General features: G+C 56.5%; 16 protein-coding genes, 3 tRNA genes and 3 rRNA genes. 9 read left to right on the forward strand and 13 right to left on the reverse strand.

Features of this window, described 5'->3' with window-relative positions; translation table 11 throughout:
* Positions 1 to 8 precede the first annotated feature (8 nt).
* The 7 genes from SynBIOSE41_RS02910 to ctpZ form a co-directional block, all read right to left on the reverse strand.
* Positions 9 to 80 (reverse strand) — tRNA-Thr (locus tag SynBIOSE41_RS02910).
* Positions 71 to 313: a response regulator transcription factor gene (locus SynBIOSE41_RS02915; protein ID WP_186539542.1), complete on the reverse strand. Its 243-nt coding sequence runs from the start codon at positions 311 to 313 to the stop codon at positions 71 to 73. Before SynBIOSE41_RS02915 ends, SynBIOSE41_RS02910 begins: the two co-directional genes overlap by 10 nt.
* A 48-nt stretch (positions 314 to 361) precedes the next feature.
* Positions 362 to 640 (reverse strand): cell division topological specificity factor MinE, encoded by a 279-nt coding sequence (gene minE / locus SynBIOSE41_RS02920; RefSeq protein ID WP_066904195.1) that lies wholly within the window; start codon positions 638 to 640, stop codon positions 362 to 364.
* 5 nt (positions 641 to 645) lie between these two features.
* Complete coding sequence (gene minD / locus SynBIOSE41_RS02925) at positions 646 to 1,461, reverse strand: septum site-determining protein MinD (protein ID WP_066904192.1); 816 nt, start codon at positions 1,459 to 1,461, stop codon at positions 646 to 648.
* Between the two features lie 68 nt (positions 1,462 to 1,529).
* Positions 1,530 to 2,204 carry a septum site-determining protein MinC gene (gene minC / locus SynBIOSE41_RS02930; protein ID WP_186539543.1) on the reverse strand — a complete coding sequence of 225 codons (675 nt, stop codon included), beginning with the start codon at positions 2,202 to 2,204 and terminating at the stop codon, positions 1,530 to 1,532.
* A 26-nt stretch (positions 2,205 to 2,230) separates the two neighbouring features.
* On the reverse strand, positions 2,231 to 3,478 hold the full coding sequence (locus tag SynBIOSE41_RS02935) for an HD domain-containing protein (RefSeq protein WP_186539544.1): 1,248 nt from the start codon (positions 3,476 to 3,478) through the stop codon (positions 2,231 to 2,233).
* Complete coding sequence (gene ctpZ, locus SynBIOSE41_RS02940; RefSeq protein WP_186540724.1) at positions 3,479 to 4,783, reverse strand: carboxyl-terminal processing protease CtpZ; 1,305 nt, start codon at positions 4,781 to 4,783, stop codon at positions 3,479 to 3,481. It lies immediately after the preceding gene.
* Positions 4,784 to 4,849: 66 nt separating this feature from the next.
* On the opposite strand from ctpZ, the gene petB reads away from it, so the two are divergent.
* On the forward strand, positions 4,850 to 5,506 hold the full coding sequence (gene petB, locus SynBIOSE41_RS02945; RefSeq protein WP_007100534.1) for a cytochrome b6: 657 nt from the start codon (positions 4,850 to 4,852) through the stop codon (positions 5,504 to 5,506).
* Between the two features lie 75 nt (positions 5,507 to 5,581).
* Positions 5,582 to 6,064 carry a cytochrome b6-f complex subunit IV gene (gene petD / locus SynBIOSE41_RS02950; protein ID WP_066904183.1) on the forward strand — a complete coding sequence of 161 codons (483 nt, stop codon included), beginning with the start codon at positions 5,582 to 5,584 and terminating at the stop codon, positions 6,062 to 6,064.
* Between the two features lie 49 nt (positions 6,065 to 6,113).
* On the opposite strand, the gene SynBIOSE41_RS02955 is transcribed toward petD, so the two are convergent.
* A complete protein-coding gene (locus SynBIOSE41_RS02955; protein ID WP_066904178.1) occupies positions 6,114 to 7,622 on the reverse strand; it encodes a glycoside hydrolase 100 family protein in 1,509 nt (502 codons plus the stop codon).
* Positions 7,623 to 8,286: 664 nt separating this feature from the next.
* Between SynBIOSE41_RS02955 and SynBIOSE41_RS02960 the strand changes: the two genes are divergently transcribed.
* From SynBIOSE41_RS02960 to rrf, 5 genes are all read left to right on the forward strand, one after another.
* Positions 8,287 to 9,771: ribosomal RNA gene (locus tag SynBIOSE41_RS02960) — 16S ribosomal RNA — on the forward strand.
* 183 nt (positions 9,772 to 9,954) lie between these two features.
* Positions 9,955 to 10,028: transfer RNA gene (locus SynBIOSE41_RS02965), tRNA-Ile, on the forward strand.
* Between the two features lie 9 nt (positions 10,029 to 10,037).
* Positions 10,038 to 10,110: transfer RNA gene (locus tag SynBIOSE41_RS02970), tRNA-Ala, on the forward strand.
* Between the two features lie 394 nt (positions 10,111 to 10,504).
* Positions 10,505 to 13,370: ribosomal RNA gene (locus SynBIOSE41_RS02975) — 23S ribosomal RNA — on the forward strand.
* A gap of 116 nt (positions 13,371 to 13,486) precedes the next feature.
* Positions 13,487 to 13,603, forward strand: a 5S ribosomal RNA gene (gene rrf / locus SynBIOSE41_RS02980).
* The 16S, 23S and 5S rRNA genes sit together here with 2 tRNA genes alongside, the layout of an rRNA operon.
* Positions 13,604 to 13,699: 96 nt before the next feature.
* On the opposite strand, the gene mtnC is transcribed toward rrf, so the two are convergent.
* Genes mtnC through SynBIOSE41_RS03000 form a run of 4 tightly spaced genes read right to left on the reverse strand, consistent with a single transcriptional unit; the run spans position 13,700 to position 16,185 of the window.
* Positions 13,700 to 14,458 (reverse strand): acireductone synthase, encoded by a 759-nt coding sequence (gene mtnC, locus SynBIOSE41_RS02985; protein WP_186539545.1) that lies wholly within the window; start codon positions 14,456 to 14,458, stop codon positions 13,700 to 13,702.
* On the reverse strand, positions 14,455 to 15,066 hold the full coding sequence (gene mtnB / locus SynBIOSE41_RS02990; protein ID WP_255475913.1) for a methylthioribulose 1-phosphate dehydratase: 612 nt from the start codon (positions 15,064 to 15,066) through the stop codon (positions 14,455 to 14,457). The genes mtnC and mtnB overlap by 4 nt, the downstream gene beginning before the upstream one ends.
* A complete protein-coding gene (locus tag SynBIOSE41_RS02995; RefSeq protein WP_186539546.1) occupies positions 15,050 to 15,970 on the reverse strand; it encodes a DNA-formamidopyrimidine glycosylase in 921 nt (306 codons plus the stop codon). The genes mtnB and SynBIOSE41_RS02995 overlap by 17 nt, the downstream gene beginning before the upstream one ends.
* A gap of 5 nt (positions 15,971 to 15,975) precedes the next feature.
* Positions 15,976 to 16,185: a photosystem I reaction center subunit IV gene (locus SynBIOSE41_RS03000; protein WP_066912053.1), complete on the reverse strand. Its 210-nt coding sequence runs from the start codon at positions 16,183 to 16,185 to the stop codon at positions 15,976 to 15,978.
* A 156-nt stretch (positions 16,186 to 16,341) separates the two neighbouring features.
* Here SynBIOSE41_RS03000 and SynBIOSE41_RS03005 point away from each other — a divergent pair, with 156 nt between their 5' ends.
* Positions 16,342 to 17,364: a hypothetical protein gene (locus SynBIOSE41_RS03005; protein WP_186539547.1), complete on the forward strand. Its 1,023-nt coding sequence runs from the start codon at positions 16,342 to 16,344 to the stop codon at positions 17,362 to 17,364.
* Positions 17,365 to 17,406: 42 nt separating this feature from the next.
* A complete protein-coding gene (locus tag SynBIOSE41_RS03010) occupies positions 17,407 to 18,894 on the forward strand; it encodes an ATP-dependent DNA helicase RecQ (protein ID WP_186539548.1) in 1,488 nt (495 codons plus the stop codon).
* A gap of 7 nt (positions 18,895 to 18,901) precedes the next feature.
* On the opposite strand, the gene SynBIOSE41_RS03015 is transcribed toward SynBIOSE41_RS03010, so the two are convergent.
* Positions 18,902 to 19,978, reverse strand: coding sequence for a LysM peptidoglycan-binding domain-containing protein (locus SynBIOSE41_RS03015; protein WP_186539549.1), 1,077 nt, complete (start codon positions 19,976 to 19,978; stop codon positions 18,902 to 18,904).
* Positions 19,979 to 20,023 lie beyond the last annotated feature (45 nt).

Below are 20,023 nucleotides of genomic sequence, written 5' to 3' on the forward strand. Positions count from 1 at the left end.
TCCCGTGAAGCCGGCTGACGGATTTGAACCGACGACCTTCGCTTTACAAAAGCGCTGCTCTACCACTGAGCTAAGCCGGCAATGACGGAACTCTACCGGCGCACACCCGCTTGTCCTCTTTGACCTGCTGCAACCACCAAAGGCTGAGCTGCAGTCTTGAACGACAGCCTGTCTTGCCCAGGGAACTGCTGATATGGCTTTCAACGGTGCGCACACTCAAAACCAGCGTTTCAGCAATGGCACGGTTGCTGTTGCCCTCCAACAGAAGATTGAGCACGCCAATCTCTGCTGGTGTGAGCTGAAAGTTTGTCATGGATCGGGAGAAGTGCTGATGTGGGGATTCCCCTCAATCGCCGACGCGTCACTCTTGTGAGCTGGTCGCCATTGAACGCCGGATCGGCAGATTGGCCACCAGTGCTGTGACGCGATCTTCGGTCTCCAGGCTCACATCGCCTTCCTCGAGGTCAATGTCCACATATTTGGCCACGACTTCAAAGATTTCACGTCGCATCTGATCCAGAGTTTCAGGACTCAGGTCGCTGCGGTCGTGGGCCAAAACCAGTTGCAGGCGCTCACGTGCGGTGGTTGCACTGGCGGGTTGACGGCGCAGGATTTTGTCGATCAAGTCTTGCAAGGTCATGGCGTTCAGAAAATCTTGGTTTGCATCAGTTGGCGCACCCTGGCGCGAATGCCGCGTCGACCGTCCTTTGCAGGGTCCATGAGCGGGACGTCTTCTCCCTGGAGACGACGGGCGATATGCCCGTAAGCCTTGGCAGCAGGAGAAGCACTTCCATTGAGAGTCAGGGGTTCGCCTCGGTTGGTGCTGACAATCACCTGCTCATCTTCAAGAACCAGGCCAAGAAGCGGTAGAGCAAGGATGTCGGTGACGTCGTCGACCGCCAGCATCTCCTGATTGGCCATCATTTTTGGTCTGACCCTGTTCAGCACGAGCTGAACGGGTGAAACCCCGTGGGTGTTGAGTAATCCGATCACACGATCGGCATCTCTGACAGCCGATACTTCCGGAGTCGTGATCACGATTGCTTCCTTTGCGGCTGCCACGGCGTTCTTGAAGCCGTCCTCGATGCCTGCTGGGCAGTCAATCAGGACGTAATCGAAACTTTCAGACAGCATCCCGGCAATGGTCTGCATGTCTTCAGGTTTCAGCCACTCGAGCATCCGCGGATTCCCCGCAGGCAGCAGTGCCAGGTTCGGCTCTTGCTTGTGCTTGACCAGTGCCTGGTCAAGGCGGCAGCTCTCTGCCAGCACTTCCTGTGCTGTATACACGATTCGATTCTCGAGTCCAAGCAGCAGATCGAGATTTCTGAGTCCGAAGTCCGCGTCGAGAACCACGGTGCGAGCTCCTTGTCCAGCCAGAGCGATGCCGAGATTGGCAGTGAGGGTGGTCTTGCCGACGCCACCCTTTCCCGAGCAGATCAGGATCGTTCGCGAATTGGTCACGGGGTCCCGTTTTGATCGCGCCACCTTAATGGCATTGATTCGTCCCGTCCGCCTGAAATCGATCAGATTTACTGAGGTATGAAGGGCGCACTGGCTGGCTGGATGGAGATGGCGCCATCCAGAATGCAAGCCTGCTCGGCGAGCCCAGGCTGCGGTCGTTCCTCTGGACCTCGCGCCACAAGCTCCGCAATCCGCAGCTGCAGTGGCCTCAGCTGCAATGCCACGATCTTGGCGGTGTTGTTGCCCTTGCTTCCTGCGTGGGCCCTGCCTCGCAGGCGTCCCCAGACATAGACATCTCCCTCGGCCGATGCCGATCCGCCCGGATTCACATCACCCACGATCAGCAGGTGCCCCTGAGTTTCGATGTGATCACCGGATCGCAAGGTTCCCCGATGAACCGTGAGATCAACATTGGTTTTGGCCTCGTTCGGCTGATCGTCTCTGGCTTCAAGGGTGGGGATCACAGTGCTGGCCTCTCGAACAGGCAAACCAAGTGCAGCTGCGCTGATCAACGTGTTGCGGCAGCGCGTGATCAACAGCTGAACGTTGTGGCCAGCCTGATGCAAAGCATGCAGCAACGCCTCCAAATCGCGACAGCTCAGGGTCCAGTCACCGGTGTCAAGGTCGATGTCACCCGAAGGAAGGGATGGCAGCTGCGCCGGAAGCCATTGCTGCCAGGACACGGATCGGAAAGCCGGGAGGCTGAGGCAGTAAGGGATCTGCGGTGTTGGTTCAACGGTCATGGCCGGAGAGTAGGCAGATCACCCACCTAGCGAATGCTGGCCATGGCCCCATTCAGTTCGGTTGAGATGTCTCCCGGGTGAATCAACCAGGCTGACGCTGCTGGAATCGCGAGACTGTTCACCAATGGCGAGCACTGTTCGAGCGCCTGCAGGCTCTGACCGTCCCAAAGGCGCAATCCACCTCGGTAGGGGTGATAGCCCCGGGTCTGGTGGTGTCGAAGTCCACAACACATTTCAGGATCGAGGCCTGCAGCCGCCGCATAGGTCTGCGCTTTAGCCAGCAGCTCCAATTGCGTTGATGCATCCATCTGGCTGACATCGAGAGCTTTGAACAGTCGGCGGTTCAGAAATCGATCGCAGAGTTCGGCAAGCGGCTCCGGTGCTTCCTCTCTCCATCTCTGAAAGTGATAACCGGTGCGCAGGTCGTCGTTGGCGAGGTAACTCTGGAGGTCGAGCTCCTGGGTCTGCCACAGCCATGCCTGCATGGTTCGGTCTGCCCAGATGCGACTGGGGCCAAGCAGCCGTGCCTGACGGATCAATTGATCCAGCAACCAATTGCAAACCACATTGAGGCGATGGTTGTAGACGCTGCGGTACATCAGGCTCCTGACCACCAGGTAGTGCTCCACCGCCATCAGGCCCTTCGGATGAATGGCCAATTCACCATCTGGTGCAAGGGTGATCGCACCGAGGATGCGATCAAGATCAAGCTGACCGTATCGGGCGCCTGTGCTGTAGCTGTCGCGTAGGAGGTAATCCAGGCGATCGCAGTCAAGTTGACTGCTCACCAGGGCCTTGATGACACCACGCTCCGCACGTCCATGTTCGAGAAGATCAGCCACTGAGGCAGCGGTGCCTGCTGAAAACTGTTCGAGGGGGGCCTGGATGTCTGGGTGTTCCCGGATCACACGTGCTGACCACTGTTCGTGGTGCGTGCCAAACATCTCCTCGCCTGAATGGCTGAGCGGAGCATGGCCAAGGTCATGGAGCAAAGCGGCGGCGTAAAGCACGCCCTTTTGCTTGTTCAGAGAGGGATCGAGCTCAATCAGGCGGCCCATCGCTCGGCGCGCGATGGCAAAAACACCCAGCGAGTGGGTGAAACGACTGGACTCGGCGCCGTGGAACGTGAGGAATGCTGGGCCGAGCTGCCGGATGCGCCTTAGTCGTTGAAAAGGCGCCGAATCCACGAGCGCAAGCACCATGGCTTCGGCTGGTTGATCGGCGTCGAGGCTGATGCCGTGATGAAGAGGGTCGTGATAGGTGCGGGAGCCCATTCAGCTCATCGGCTCCGCTTCAATCTCGTCCGTGATCGGCATTGGATCTGCACTGGCCTGACTGGCTTCCTGATCAATCATCGACTGGAGCACCAGTTCGGCGTCCGTGAGCCAGCGATCACCTTCTCCGCCGGGATTCAGGGGTTCCGGTCCGTCCAGGATCCTGTCCGGTGTGATGCCTTCGCCCTGAATGTCCCGACCGCTGGGGGTGACATAGCCCGCCACAGTCACCGCAAGTCCACTGCCATCACTGAGGTTGGTCAGAGTTTGAATCAGGCCTTTACCGAAGGTGTTGCTACCGAGCAGCAGCGATCGTTCATCGTCCTGCAGGGCGCCCGCAAGAATTTCGCTGGCGCTGGCCGTACCTCCATTGACGAGTGTCACCATCGGTCCCGAATAAAGCACCTCAGGCCCTGCCTGGATTGGATCGGCGATGCCGCTGCGATTTCGGGTCTCCACAATCGGTTGCTGATTGAGGAATGCATCAGCAACCGCGAGCCCGGCACTGACCAGTCCTCCTGAGTTATTGCGGAGATCCAGCACCAGCCCCTCCACGCTCTTGTCCGATAACTCGTCGATGGCGGCGCGGACCTGTTCGGGGACGCCCTCACTGAACTGTGTGATGCGGATGTAACCGAGTGTGTGGGTGTCACTGCGCAGCCGCCGTGTCCGCACCGGTCGCAGATCGATGTTGCGCCGTTCCAGGGTGATCTCCTGCTGCTGCACCTCCTGCGGCGGCAGCACCGTGAGCACCACCTGGCTTCCCACAGCTCCGCGGAGACGAGCTGCAGTTGTTTCAAGGCCGAGTGTTTCAACGGATTCGCCATTCACTGCCAACACTTCAGTTCCACTGACGATGCCGGCGTCAGCTGCAGGAGATCCTTCCAGAGGAGCAATCACCACGGTTGCGGTGCTGTCTTGGCGATGGCCCAGTTGCAGGCCAACACCGCTGAGGTTCCCCTCGTTACTGGCCTTCATCACCTCGTAGTCCGCAGGTCTCAGCAGGCGTGTGTAGGGATCATTCAGCGGCAGCAGCATCGTTTCGATGGCGCTGTAAGCCTCTTCGCTGCTTTCAATCGTGTTTTCAAGTGCCTTCTGGCGAAGGCGCTTCCAGCGGATCCGATCGAACTGTTCAGGGTCCAGATATCCCTGATTCACCAATCGCCAGCTTTCCACCACCAGTTGCTGCGCATCGTTAAGCGCCAGGGCGTGCGGGCTAGCAAGCAGGACGATGAGGATGGCACTCGCCAATCCAAAAGCCAGCCGTCGCAGACGATCTGACCATCCGTTAACAGTCGGCAACATTGGCTTCATCCCGGCCCGCAACTGGAACGACATCGGTAGACTCTCGCAATCCAAGCCCACCTCTGCATGGCGAACTCCTCACCTGTCTACGACTGGTTCCAGGAACGTCTTGAAATTCAGGACATTGCTGATGACATCAGCAGCAAGTACGTGCCTCCACACGTCAACATTTTTTACTGCCTCGGTGGAATCACACTTGTGTGCTTCCTGATTCAGTTCGCGACAGGCTTCGCGATGACCTTCTACTACAAGCCGACGGTCGCTGAGGCCTACACCTCCGTTCAGTACCTGATGACGGATGTGAGTTTCGGCTGGTTGATCCGCTCGGTCCATCGCTGGAGTGCCTCGATGATGGTGCTGATGCTGATCCTCCATGTGTTCCGTGTCTATCTGACAGGCGGTTTCAAGCGTCCCCGTGAACTCACCTGGGTCACCGGCGTGACCATGGCCGTGATCACTGTTTCCTTTGGCGTCACCGGCTATTCCCTCCCTTGGGATCAGGTTGGCTACTGGGCTGTGAAGATCGTCTCGGGTGTTCCTGCTGCCATCCCTGTGGTCGGAGACTTCATGGTTGAACTGCTTCGTGGCGGTGAAAGTGTTGGTCAGTCCACGCTGACGCGCTTTTACAGCCTTCATACCTTTGTGATGCCATGGCTTCTTGCGGTGTTCATGCTCATGCACTTCTTGATGATCCGAAAGCAAGGCATTTCCGGTCCCTTGTGATCCGTTTCAGTCTCTGAGCGCTCGGTCGTTCAGCACCCCTGGTCTGATTAAGGTTCAAACATCACATCCTGATCCATGCACATCCTCAAGAAGCCGGATCTGACTGATCCCAAAATGCGCGCCAAGCTCGCCAAGGGCATGGGCCACAACTATTACGGCGAACCAGCCTGGCCCAACGACCTTCTCTACATCTTCCCGGTCGTGATTCTGGGCACCATTGCCTGCATTGTCGGTCTCGCCGTCTTGGATCCAGCCATGCTTGGCGATAAGGCAGATCCCTTCGCAACACCTTTGGAAATTCTTCCTGAGTGGTATCTCTATCCGGTCTTTCAGATCCTGAGGGTTGTTCCTAACAAACTTCTGGGGATCGCTCTTCAGACTCTTGTCCCACTGGGTCTGATGCTTGTTCCTTTCATCGAGAGTTTCAACAAGTTCCAAAACCCTTTCCGTCGTCCGGTTGCGATGGCTGTTTTCCTGTTCGGCACTGCCACCACCATCTACTTAGGTATCGGTGCAGCAATGCCTATCGACAAGTCACTGACCCTCGGCCTCTTCTGAATCTCCTGACTGAAGGATGACCTCTGCCCAGCCTCATGGCTGGGCTTTTTTATTGGTGATCCCAGTCGTGATCACTGCCCTCAGGATCATCATCCGCAGGGTCAGGAACAGCTCCTTCATCGAGGTCCAGAAGCAGCACGTCATCAGGATTGACGCGCAGGAAGTGGTGGAGCAGCAGGAAGCCAACAATGGTCCAGGTCTGGTAGGTCCTGGACTGTTGACCCACCCAGGTGCCTGTTGGTCCATCGAAGTATTCAGCCCACTGTTGCCGCGGTAATTGGTTGAGATGACTCCAGTAGCACTCCTCCAGCAGTGCTTTCATCTGCCCCATCAGCAGGACATCAGCATGGGGATGGCGACGCTCGTGCAGAAGGATGGAGCCACCGAAGAACCACAACAAGCTCGGCCAGTGGCCACCGTTGTGATAGCTCCAGGGCCAGTTCTTCGGATCCGAACCCGTCTTGTTCTGCCACTCAAGGCTTTCCATCGGAGGATGACAGATGCGCATCGGCATTTCAGCCATCAGGTTGTCGCGGTTGTGCAGCGTCAAGCGGAACAGTGCCCGTTGTTGTGGTGCAGTCAGCAGTCCGAACAGGCAGCCGAGTGAATTTCCGAGGCTGTAAAAGCGGAAGTCAGGACGTCCTGTGCGCATGTTGCCGATCAGGTAGCCCCCACGGTTTTCAAGCCAGTCCTGCAGCCAGTCAGGAATGACCTGGGGCTGAACATTGAATTCGTTCTGGTGCTGGTTGTCTCCGTACTGTTCTGTGGGTCTGCGACGCAGCACCTGCATGGTTTTGCTGGTGACCCAGTAGTGCTTGAGAAGAAACTGGCGAAGGTCATGAACCCACTGCCGGGTCAGGACCAGCCGTTGGTCCAGCAGCCTGCTGTTGTGGTGCTTTCGTCCCAGCTCCATGAGCTGAGTGCAGCAACGCAGAGATCCGTACAGCAACACCTCCACTTCCAGTGGTGCTCCCCAGACGTCCATCGGACGGTCAATCATGAACGCGCAGTCCGGTACGAACAGCACCGGAGTTCCTTCAAAGGTGGGATGCAACACCAGGTCCAGCAGCAGCTGGACACCGCGCTGTACACCCTGACTCGAGGCGAATTCCTCGTCCCCACTGGATTTCACGTACATCCAGCACAGAACGGGCCACCAGAGACTTGCGTCGACTGATGTGATCCGCCCGATGGAGCGTTGGCCATAGTCCGCAATGAGATGGCCTTCCTCTTCCACGAAGCTGGTGGGAAAGACTCCTCGTGTTTGGTAGGTGGTGCTCTGCAGGTCAAGGCAGATGGTCAGGAACTGACGGACGATGTCGAATCGTTTCTGCGTCAGCAGGTAGACCATCACGGGAACGTTGTCCCTCAGAAAGATCTCGCCGTAGTTGAGCGCTTCGTCATGACGGGGGTGTTCCAGGGCGGCGACGCTGCCAGCCAGCTGTCCACGCAGGGGAATCAGCGTTCGCTCGAAGTGTTCGCGGGCCTTCTGGACCACCTGGTCTTCCTTCGAGCTCGGTCGGACACGCTGGTTCTGCTGGCTGAAGCGTCCTGCCATGTTCCGTTGCAAGTAGCCAAAACGTAGTGCTGGCTTTCGATTACGGCAGTGGAAGTAAGTCTTGAGATGCAACCAGTTGCGTATGGGGTGGATTGTGAGTTATGTTTTTGGACTGCGCGTCAGGCGGAAGCCTGCAGCGCAGCCTTTGAGCATGAAGAGCGCGAGCTTGTAATGTTTGGGGGTGCTTACGAGGCCAGGAGGGAGAGATCCCACGGTGTTGTAAGTTTCACAAGCGGTCGCGAGACCGCACGGCCAACCGTTCCTGAGAGGGGACGCGACGGCAGAACCTGGACAATCGAAAAGTTTAGGAACTGACGCTTTCATCGCGTCGAGTTTCGGTTGCTGAGCCGCAAGGTTGAGTAATTGAGCTTGATGAAAATGCGATGTAAGTGTGAGGTCCCGTCAACAATTATTCGTTGCAAGGAAGCAACGTGCTTACAAGGTTGAAAGTTTTCACGAGCTTTTGAGTTTGTCGGTGTGCACGTTGTGGAGCAACAACCGGATCTGAGATCCTGGAAAGTCACGAGGGAGAGATTCTAAGTGCACTCTTAAGAACCCTTCTGTCAGAGGAAGGAGGTTTTAACTGCCATCAGTGCGCCAGTGCTGATGAGTGGGTAAAGCAAATCAAGTTGAAGAGGTGAAAGCCTTTAAGAGGACTTGATCTACAACGGAGAGTTTGATCCTGGCTCAGGATGAACGCTGGCGGCGTGCTTAACACATGCAAGTCGAACGAACCTTCGGGTTAGTGGCGGACGGGTGAGTAACGCGTGGGAATCTGCCCTCAGGAGGGGGATAACGGTTGGAAACGACCGCTAATACCCCATATGCCGAGAGGTGAAATGAATTTCGCCTGAGGATGAGCCCGCGTCTGATTAGCTAGTTGGTGAGGTAAGAGCTCACCAAGGCATCGATCAGTAGCTGGTCTGAGAGGATGATCAGCCACACTGGGACTGAGACACGGCCCAGACTCCTACGGGAGGCAGCAGTGGGGAATTTTCCGCAATGGGCGAAAGCCTGACGGAGCAACGCCGCGTGAGGGATGAAGGCCTCTGGGCTGTAAACCTCTTTTCTCAAGGAAGAAGATCTGACGGTACTTGAGGAATAAGCCACGGCTAATTCCGTGCCAGCAGCCGCGGTAATACGGGAGTGGCAAGCGTTATCCGGAATTATTGGGCGTAAAGCGTCCGCAGGCGGCCTTTCAAGTCTGCTGTTAAAACGTGGAGCTTAACTCCATCATGGCAGTGGAAACTGTTGGGCTTGAGTGTGGTAGGGGCAGAGGGAATTCCCGGTGTAGCGGTGAAATGCGTAGATATCGGGAAGAACACCAGTGGCGAAGGCGCTCTGCTGGGCCATAACTGACGCTCATGGACGAAAGCCAGGGGAGCGAAAGGGATTAGATACCCCTGTAGTCCTGGCCGTAAACGATGAACACTAGGTGTCGGGGGAATCGACCCCCTCGGTGTCGTAGCCAACGCGTTAAGTGTTCCGCCTGGGGAGTACGCACGCAAGTGTGAAACTCAAAGGAATTGACGGGGGCCCGCACAAGCGGTGGAGTATGTGGTTTAATTCGATGCAACGCGAAGAACCTTACCAGGGTTTGACATCCTGCGAATCTCTTGGAAACGAGAGAGTGCCCTCGGGAACGCAGTGACAGGTGGTGCATGGCTGTCGTCAGCTCGTGTCGTGAGATGTTGGGTTAAGTCCCGCAACGAGCGCAACCCACGTCTTTAGTTGCCAGCATTTAGTTGGGCACTCTAGAGAGACCGCCGGTGATAAACCGGAGGAAGGTGTGGATGACGTCAAGTCATCATGCCCCTTACATCCTGGGCTACACACGTACTACAATGCTACGGACAAAGAGCAGCAAGTTCGCGAGGACAAGCAAATCTCATAAACCGTGGCTCAGTTCAGATCGTAGGCTGCAACTCGCCTACGTGAAGGAGGAATCGCTAGTAATCGCAGGTCAGCATACTGCGGTGAATACGTTCCCGGGCCTTGTACACACCGCCCGTCACACCATGGAAGTTGGCCACGCCCGAAGCCGTTACTCCAACCCTTGTGGAGGAGGACGTCGAAGGTGGGGCTGATGACTGGGGTGAAGTCGTAACAAGGTAGCCGTACCGGAAGGTGCGGCTGGATCACCTCCTAACAGGGAGACAAACAACGATTTTGATGTCTGAGTACTTAATTCTTAGGCCGAAATCCTGTCACCTTAGGTCGATCGGTACCTCAATTTTGAAGTCAAGAATGTGTAGCAATGTGCATTGCTTGATGGAGATTTTCAGTTCCTAAACTTTGTCTAGGTCACATCCCACAAGGGTTGAGTCTTCCTGGGCCATTAGCTCAGGTGGTTAGAGCGCACCCCTGATAAGGGTGAGGTCCCTGGTTCAAGTCCAGGATGGCCCATTCGGTGTTGGGGGTTTAGCTCAGTTGGTAGAGCGCCTGCTTTGCAAGCAGGATGTCAGGAGTTCGAGTCTCCTAACCTCCACTGATCGAACTCAATCTCCATCTTCTGGATGATGGAAGATGAACTCGAATGTGATGTGATTTAGATGTGTCCGCTGGCATGACCCCAGCTTCCTGTCATTCCGAAATGAAGTGAATCATCACGATTGTTTTGGTTGATAAGATGCTGGGCTCGAACTGATTGATCAGTTTGATGTCTAGCAGAACCTTGACAACTGCATAGGAAAAAGTCTGTAAGAATAAAGCATCTCTCATGGATGCATCATTCTTTTATAGGATGATGTCAATTCTTGAGCAAGAGCCGAGACTCCATAACGTTCTTTTGATTGTGTCGAGCAATCGAGAGTTTGATGATTAATTCAAATTTGAATTAGTCAGAATCTGTTTCAACGACAGCAAGCGTTTTGGAGATGAATGGTCAAGCTACAAAGAGCTCACGGCGGATACCTTGGCACACAGAGGCGATGAAGGACGTGGTTACCTGCGATAAGTCTCGGGGAGCTGGAAACACGCTTTGATCCGGGAATTTCCGAATGGGGCAACCCTTAGAACGGCCAGCTGAATCCATAGGCTGGCACGAGCCAACCCAGCGAACTGAAACATCTTAGTAGCTGGAGGAAAGGAAAGTAAAAACGACTCCCTGAGTAGCGGCGAGCGAACGGGGAAGAGCCTAAACCGATGGTTTCGACCATCGGGGTTGTGGGACAGCAATGTGGAAAAGGGATGTTAGTGGAAGTGTTTGAAAGACACGCCAAAGAAGGTGAAAGCCCCGTACACGAAAACTGAACTGACCTAGCTGTATCCCGAGTAGCACGGAGCACGTGAAATTCCGTGTGAATCCGCGAGGACCACCTCGTAAGGCTAAGTACTACTGTGTGACCGATAGCGAAACAGTACCGCGAGGGAAAGGTGAAAAGAACCCCGGGAGGGGAGTGAAATAGAACATGAAACCGTGAGCTTACAAGCAATGGGAGCCCGACTTATCGGGTGACCGTGTGCCTGTTGAAGAATGAGCCGGCGACTTATAGGCACTGGCGGGTTAAACCGGAAATGGTGGAGCCACAGCGAAAGCGAGTCTGAATAGGGCGTTTGTCAGTGTTTATAGACCCGAACCCGGGTGATCTAACCATGGCCAGGATGAAGCTTGGGTGATACCAAGTGGAGGTCCCAACCAACTGACGTTGAAAAGTCACTGGATGAGCTGTGGTTAGCGGTGAAATGCCAATCGAACCCGGAGCTAGCTGGTTCTCCCCGAAATACGTTGAGGCGTAGCGTCTCGTGCTCCAGCAGGGGGGTAAAGCCACCATTTCGGTGCGGGCTGCGAGAGCGGTACCAAATCGAGATGAACTCTGAATACCCTGTGTGTAGCGAGGCAGTCAGACTGTGGGGGATAAGCTCCATGGTCGAGAGGGAAACAGCCCAGACCGCCAGCTAAGGTCCCCAAATCAACGCTAAGTGATAAAGGAGGTGGGATTGCCCAGACAACCAGGAGGTTTGCCTAGAAGCAGCCATCCTCAAAGGAGTGCGTAATAGCTCACTGGTCGAGCGATCCTGCGCCGAAAATGAACGGGGCTAAGCGTTGTACCGAAGCTGCGGATTTATGGTAGGGGAGCGTTCTATGTGGGGCGAAGCGTTAGCGTGAGCGGGCGTGGACTGCATAGAAGTGAGAATGTCGGCTTGAGTAGCGAAAACATGGGTGAGAATCCCATGCACCGAAACCCTAAGGGTTCCTCCGGCAGGCTCGTCCGCGGAGGGTTAGTCTGGTCCTAAGGTCAGGCCGAAAGGCGTAGTCGATGGATAACAGGTCAACATTCCTGTACCGGTTATGTTTTGGGAAGAGGGACGGAGAAGGCTAGCCAAGCCAGATATTGGTTACTGGTTCAAGCGTTCGAGGCTATGAGGAGCGGCGAAAACGTTCCGAGCTGAGGCGTGAGTACGAGCTGCTACGGCAGCGAAGTTGGTGATGTCATGCTTCCAAGAAAAGCTCTATACCCGTTAAGGCATAACTGCCAGTACCCGAAACCGACACAGGTGGGGTGGTAGAGAATACCGAGGTGCGCGAGGTAACTCTCTCTAAGGAACTCGGCAAATTAGCCCCGTAACTTCGGGAGAAGGGGTGCCACCGCAAGGTGGTCGCAGTGAAAAGGCCCTGGCGACTGTTTACCAAAAACACAGGTCTCCGCTAAGTCGCAAGACGATGTATGGGGGCTGACGCCTGCCCAGTGCCGGAAGGTTAAGGAAGCCGGTCAGCGTAAGCGAAGCTGGCGACTGAAGCCCCGGTGAACGGCGGCCGTAACTATAACGGTCCTAAGGTAGCGAAATTCCTTGTCGGGTAAGTTCCGACCCGCACGAAAGGCGTAACGATCAGGGCGCTGTCTCGGAGAGAGGCTCGGCGAAATAGAATTGTCTGTGAAGATGCGGACTACATACACCCGGACAGAAAGACCCTATGAAGCTTTACTGTAGCTTGGTATTGTGCCCGGGCTCTGAATGCGCAGGATAGGTGGGAGACGTTGATCTCGTGCTTGTGGGTACGAGGGAGTCAATGGTGAGATACCACTCTTTCAGAGCTAGGGTTCTAACGTTCACCCGTTATCCGGGGAGCGGACAGTATCAGGTGGGCAGTTTGACTGGGGCGGTCGCCTCCTAAAAGGTAACGGAGGCGCGCAAAGGTTTCCTCAGGCTGGTTGGAAATCAGCCGCTGAGTGCAAAAGCAGAAGGAAGCTTGACTGTGAGACCTACAAGTCGAACAGGGACGAAAGTCGGCTTTAGTGATCCGACGGTTCTGAGTGGAAGGGCCGTCGCTCAACGGATAAAAGTTACTCTAGGGATAACAGGCTGATCTCCCCCAAGAGTTCACATCGACGGGGAGGTTTGGCACCTCGATGTCGGCTCATCGCAACCTGGGGCTGAAGTCGGTCCCAAGGGTTGGGCTGTTCGCCCATTAAAGCGGTACGCGAGCTGGGTTCAGAACGTCGTGAGACAGTTCGGTCCATATCCGGTGTATGCGTAGGAATATTGAGAGGATTTCTCCCTAGTACGAGAGGACCGGGAGGAACGCACCTCTGGTGTACCAGTTATCGTGCCAACGGTAAACGCTGGGTAGCCATGTGCGGAGTGGATAACCGCTGAAAGCATCTAAGTGGGAAGCCCACCTCAAGATGAGTATTCCCATGGGGTAACCCAGTAAGGTCACGGGAAGAACACCCGTTGATAGGCTCTACGTCGAAGTCCAGTAATGGATGCAGCGGAGGAGTACTAATAGACCGAGGGCTTGACCATGATTTGGTTCTTGCCTGAGGCGAAGTTTTATTCGATTCAGACGAATGATTGATGATGAAAGTTGTTGATCATGTCCTATGCAGTTCTCAGGGTTCACCCTTGGGAATGTTTTCTATCCTGGTGTCCATAGCGCTGTGGAACCACTCCGATCCATCTCGAACTCGGTTGTGAAACGCAGCAGCGGCGACGATATTTGGGGGGTAGCCCCCTGAGAAAATAGCTCGATGCCAGGTAAAACATTCCAATCACATTGTGATACGAAGAAAGCCACCCCGGAGAGGGTGGCTTTTTTTGTGCCTTGACGCGCGTTTGCTGCTGTCAGGTTTAATTCAGCATTGATGGTCATTCGCTGCACTGATCTTCTCGAGATCGATATCGCAAAGTTGATGTACGACTGCGTGATCGCCAGGGTCTTGATGCGGATTGCCCGCGCGCAAGCAGAAAACAGTGTTCATTCCTGACCGCTGAGCTGCATCACATTCGCCTGGATGATCGCTGATAAACAGCACCTGGTTGGATTGAATGCCCAGTTTCTGGGCAATCACTGTATAGCTCTGCTCGGTCAGCTTGGGGCCTGTGCGAGTGTCGAACCAATGGCAAAAACGATCTGTTATGTCTCCTTCGTTGGTATGGGCGTAAAGGAGTTTCTGAGCCTGAATGCTGCCAGATGAGTACACGGAAAGACTGATTCCATTGCGTTCCCAGGCATCGAGTTGTGGTCGTACATCGCTGAATAAGGGTGATTTCAGTTCGCCTGATAAGTAGCCTTTTTCCCAGATGATTCCTTGCAACTCCTTGAGGGCCGTGGACTTCCTGTCTGATCGAATCAGGTGTTGTAGATACTCCTCCACCTCTGCTGTTGATGGTGGTTTTTTCCTGGTTTGGCGCAGCATTGTTTGGCTGGTTGGATCTGAATCAGCCCGCCATTCGTCGATGGCTTCATGCACTAATGCGTCAATCTCGATATTGCTAGATCTGTGCATTAAGGCCGCTTTCATGTTCTTTTGGGCGAATGGAAACAGCGTCTGACTGACAAAATTGACAGGACAGGTTGTTCCTTCGATATCCAGAACGATGGCCCGAATCACTTGTGACTCCTGAGTAGTGATTGTCTCCAGGTGAGTTCCAAGAGGAATTCCAGGATCTCGGTGTGGCGACGAGCTTCTTTCAGGTCGTCGCCCCATGCGTAGAGCCCATGGCCTGAGACCAGCAGTCCATGAGGGGCTTCACTCAACCGCAGGGCTGCTGAGTCGCTCAGGGTCTGTAGATCCTGGCTGTTGGCAATGATGGGCACGTTGACGCTGGTGTCATGGGTGGTCACTCCTTTGATGCCTTTCAACATCTCCCAGCCCTCCAGAATCACGCCGCCTTGTTCCAGCTCCGTTTTCGACAGCAGAGTCCCCGACAGGGAATGGGTATGCAGCACGGCCCCTGCTCCGCAACAGTGAATGATGCGCAGATGCAGCAGGGTTTCTGCACTTGCTTTGCCCGCTCCGCGGGTAACGTCTCCGCTGCTGTTCACTTCGATCAGTTCTTCTGGTTGAACTGATCCCTTGTCGACTCCGCTGGGCGCCATCAACAGTTTGAGAGGCTGATGCGAAACCACAACGCTGAAGTTGCCCCCGGTGCCGTCGCACCAGCCGCGGCGATGCAGCCCCTCCATCGTGGCTGCGAGTTCTTCAGCAGCCTGAATCAACGGTTCCTTGCCCCCCGCGTTTCATCCTTCTCCGTCCTATCGCATCCGAGTTTCCGGATTGGCAGGTGGGGCACCAATGGGTGCTGCGACCCGCAAGCTTGACCCGATCAATGGCAGTGCCGCAGTTCAAACAGGGTTGCCCAGTGCGTCGATAGACCGCTGCCTGCCCTCCGTAATTGCCGTTGACGCCTTCAAGGTCACGGAAATCACTGAAGGTTGTGCCACCAACGCCGATGCTGATCTCGAGGACGTGCACAAGGCTTTCGCAGATTTTTTCAAGTTGTTTGCGGTTGAGCCTGCCTGCGGGTGTTTGGGGTGCAATGCCTGCTGCGAAGAGGCTTTCATCGGCATAGATATTGCCTGCTCCTGCCACCAGTGACTGGTCCAGCAGGGCAGCCTTGATGGAGCGAGTGGACCCTTTCAACTTCTTTTGCAGATAACCGGCGTTGAACTCTTCACTAAAGGGTTCCGGTCCTAGCCGCTTCAATCCTGTGATCACGGAGTCAGTGGCGGTGCCCTGTGGAACCCACCACATCTCACCGAAGCTGCGCACGTCAACGAAACGCAGCTCCTGCTCCCTGGCATTCCAGAAGCGTGCCCGTGTGTGTTGACAAGGCTCTGTGGGCTCTTCGTGCCACTGGAACTGTCCCGTCATGCGCAGATGAACTCCCCAGCAACCACTGGGCTCTCCTGTGTTGGGATGCAGCAGCTGAGCGATCAGATACTTACCGCGTCGCTGCCAGTCACCAACGGTCTGACCAGCAAGCCCCCGGCAAAAGGCTGTCGAACCGCCAGGGCTTGCCACTGCCCTCTCGCGGAGGATTTCGGCCTCCTGGATGACAAAGGATTGAAGACGGCTCGCCAGTCCCCGACGAACCGTCTCAACTTCCGGAAGTTCCGGCAACAGACTCAGGCCGGCTCGAGTTCGTCGAGCGCAAAGTTGTTGGTGTTGATGCCACCGTCCGAACCCTGCAGGCCGTTGTAGTTGACCTGTTCGAATCGGACCACGACTGGGTAACGGATGCCCGACGTGTCGATTGAGGCGACCTTGCCGACATCGTTGAACCAGAAGGACTCAGGGCGCTTGATCCGCACCATGTCACCGCGGGAGATCGCCATCGCTTCGTAGCAACTAAAAGCACATAAACCCTATCTCTGGGTCTTTCCCTGGCGTGCTGTTGCGTCACACAATGTCGCCCTGATCAACCGTTTGCCGGCCCTGCGCCATGCCAGCATCCAGCCTCCGGAGTGCTGCCTGCCTTGCTGCCAACGAACATGGAAACTCCAGTTCTGGAGCTGGATCTGCCAGATCCCGAACAGGACGACATCAGCACGATGGAGTTTCTGGCTCGCTTGGAACAGGCCTGGGCTGTCTGTGACAAATTCGATCTCCAGACTGAGATCTGGCGTGGAAAGATCCTCAAGGCCGTTCGCGATCGTGAAAAGAGAGGGGGAGAAGGACGTGGCGCCGGGTTCCTGCAGTGGCTCAGGGAGCGGGAGATCAGTAAGACCCGGGCCTACGGATTGATCCAGCTGGCGGAGTCGGCGCAGGAAATGCTGGGTGAGGGCGTGCTCGAGGAGACCAGCGTCAATCAGTTCTCCAAACGCGCCTTTATGGAAACTGCCCAGGCGGCACCTGAGGTGCAGCTGATGATCTCCGAGGCTGCCAATGAAGGGCAGGAGATCACCCGCAAGCAGGTCCGACGTCTGACGGACGAGTTCATGGCTGCCACGAGCCCACTGCTTCCTGAGGAAATCCGGCAACGCACCCAGGAGAATCTGCTGCCACCGAAGGTGGTTGCGCCGCTGGTGCGTGAGCTGGCCAAGCTGCCGGAGCCACAGCAGGATGATCTGCGCAAGGTGCTGCGCGATGAGCCTGAGCTTGATCGCATCAAGGATGTGACTCACACCGCCCGATGGATCACCAAGGCGACTGAATCCAGTGTCGCTGTCCGTGCCTTCCAGCAAGGTGAGCTGGATCTCGAGAAGGCGATGCAGGAAGCGCAGCGGCTGGATGCACTGGGATTGCTGGCTGATGCAGTCGGTCAGGCGCAGTCTCTGGAATCGGCGGTGCTCAAGCTGCATACCTCCTGGCGACGACTGGGTGGTTTGCAGGAACGTCTTTGGGTGGAAAGTGGCAGCAGTACGCCGTATCTCCGGGATGTGCTCTCGGCGCTGCAGAGTCTCAGCGGTGCAACGCTGCGGGTGTCTCTGGGAGAATTGGCGGGCGGGAAGCGGGTGCGTCTCCAGTTGGTTGAGGAATCACCGGATCAGCTGGATCCTCCTCCAATCCCCTAGATCTGGGGCTCGGTAGGCTACGCACACCATCTGTGGAGTGCTTTGGACCTGCTGTTGGATGCGCTCAAGCGCTATTACGGCTGGTCCGATTTCCGGCCAGGGCAGCGTCCCGTTGTGGAGTGCCTATTGCAGGGGCAGGACTGCTTGGCAGTGCTGCCGACCGGTGGAGGCAAGTCTCTTTGTTACCAGTTGCCTGCCCTGGTGAGATCAGGGCTTGTGGTCGTGATCTCACCATTGGTCGCGCTCATGGAGGATCAGGTTCTCCAGTTGAGACGTCGAGGCATCGCAGCGGCCTGTCTTCACGGTGGAATCGAGCCAGTTCAGAGACGCCAGACGCTCGAGCAACTCAACGAAGGCTCTTTGCGGCTGTTGTATCTCGCGCCGGAGCGTCTTCAGGGTGAAGCCACCCGTGCCGTTCTGCAGGAGCATGCCGCCAAAGGACAGCTGGTGGCGCTCGCTGTGGATGAAGCCCACTGCATCAGCGCCTGGGGGCATGACTTCCGTCCTGATTACCGCCGGCTGGGAGAGTTGCGGGCACTCTGTCCAGGGGTCCCATTGGTGGCCCTCAGTGCCACGGCTGCCCCCAGGGTCAGGGCAGATCTTCTCCGTCTTCTGCATCTCCGGCGGCCGCTGATTCAGGTGGGATCGGCTCGGCGTCACAACCTGCACTACGCCATGCGCCGGCGGGTTGGAGATCCTCTGCAGGATGTCATGGAAGCTTTGGAGAAGGCCCGCGGCGCCTGTCTGATTTACGCCCGCACCCGTGTTTCGGTGGAGCGCTGGACTGAGCGTCTCTGTGCCAACGGGATTCAGGCCATCGCCTATCACGCCGGTCTTGAGCCTGAGGTTCGGCATCGGGCCCTCGAACATTTCCTGGGAGCGCAGGATCCCGTGCTGGTGGCCACTGTGGCTTTCGGTATGGGGGTGGACCGGCCTGATGTCGGCTTGGTTCTGCACCTGGATCTCCCGAGCACCCCGGAGGGCTATCTGCAGGAGTCAGGTCGTGCCGGGCGTGATGGCAAGCCGGCTCACTGTTTGGTGTTGTTCTCGCCGAGAGATCGAACCAGTCTTGGATGGGCGATGCAGAGTGCGCTGCGCCGTTCGTCCGCCAGCAATGCTGTTGAAGAATCGCGTCGGATTGAACTGGCGCAGCAGCAGTTGCGCCGTATGGAGGCCGTTGCAGAGGGCGAAACCTGCCGAGAACAGGCTCTGCTGCTGTCCGTCGGTGAACTGGTTCCTCCCTGTGGCCGCTGTGATCGCTGTCTCTCCGGTGCCTCAAGGCAGGACTGGTCTGACCAGGCCACGGCTGTCTTGGAGTTGCTGGCCGAGGTTCACGGCACGGACGCCCGCAGGCTGAGTGAACGGCTTAACGCTGAAGAAGGTCGTTCGGTGCACTGGGGATGGCTCACGCGGCGGCTGGTTCAGGAGGAGTTGATCCATGAAACCGATGACGGCAGCCAGCGCCTGTATTTGAAGGAAAGCGGCCGGCGCTTTCTGCGTCAGCCCTGGCCCTTGCACTACGCCGCTTAGCCCGTATTCAACCCTTTGCAGCCGTACAGCGATCCTTCACGAGCGACTTCTCGAATTCAGACTGGGGTGCGATCCAGCTTTTCCACATCCCGTTTGCGCCGGTGGCATTGATCTTCCTGGCAGAACAATTCACAGCCACGTAGAGCGATTGTCCATCGCTGTTCAGTGTTGGGGCCACCTCGCTTCCACCCATCGACTGCCAGTTACCCCAGTCGACCTGAAGGGGGCCATAGGTGCGCCAGGAGGCAGGCTTCGGCTGAACGTTGGTCGTGGCTGTCTGGCTTGCCTTGGCGGTCGTGACGGGTTTGACAACCTTTGGCTTCGCAGCTGCGGGCTTGGCAGCCTCTGGTTTCACAGTCGCCGGATTGGCCGCTGTGGGCTTGACGCTCTCGGTTTTTGACTGGGCCTGAGCTGGCTTCTGCTCTTGGGGCTGGCTCTCGGTCGCCAAGGGTTGCCGTTCAGCAGGTGTTGTCGACGTGGCGATCGATGCGTTGCTGTTGCTTTCGGTGGAGCGCAGCATAAGCTGGGTTCCGATGTTGACCTGATTGGGATTTTGGATGGCATTGATGTTGATCAATGACGTGATCGGGATGTCGTAGGCCCTGGCGATCTGGGTGAGCGTCTGGCCGCGGGCCACGGTGTGGGAGATGGCATTTGGCTTGGCCTGAATCGGCACCGGTTTGGCTGTGGCTCTGGGCTTTGCCTGAGGAAGCACCGCGTTGCTGGGCAGCTTCAGGGTCTGACCGATCTCAACATGATCAGCACTCGACAGCGCATTCAGGGCCATCAACTGACGCTCACTGACTCTGTACTGCGCGGCAATGCCGCTGAGAGTGTCTCCGGACCGCACGTTGTGCCGGCCTTTTCCGGCTGAAACGCTCCCCGGTAACCGAAGTGTCTGGCCGGCCTCTACATGGTCTGAGTTTCTGATCCCGTTCAGGCGCATCAGACTGTTCATCGATACGCCATAGCGAGCGGCAATATCCGAGAGGGTCTCACCTGACTTGACCGTCACGCTGGAGCCATGACTGGCGATTGGTGTCAGGGCCATTGCGGCCAGGACGGTCAGGAGGGTGCGGCGCATGCGTGTCCGTTGGCTGGGCGAAAGATAAGGTGCCTCCCGTGGTGC

Source organism: Synechococcus sp. BIOS-E4-1, assembly GCF_014279995.1.
In the GTDB taxonomy this organism is placed as follows: Bacteria; Cyanobacteriota; Cyanobacteriia; order PCC-6307; family Cyanobiaceae; genus Synechococcus_C.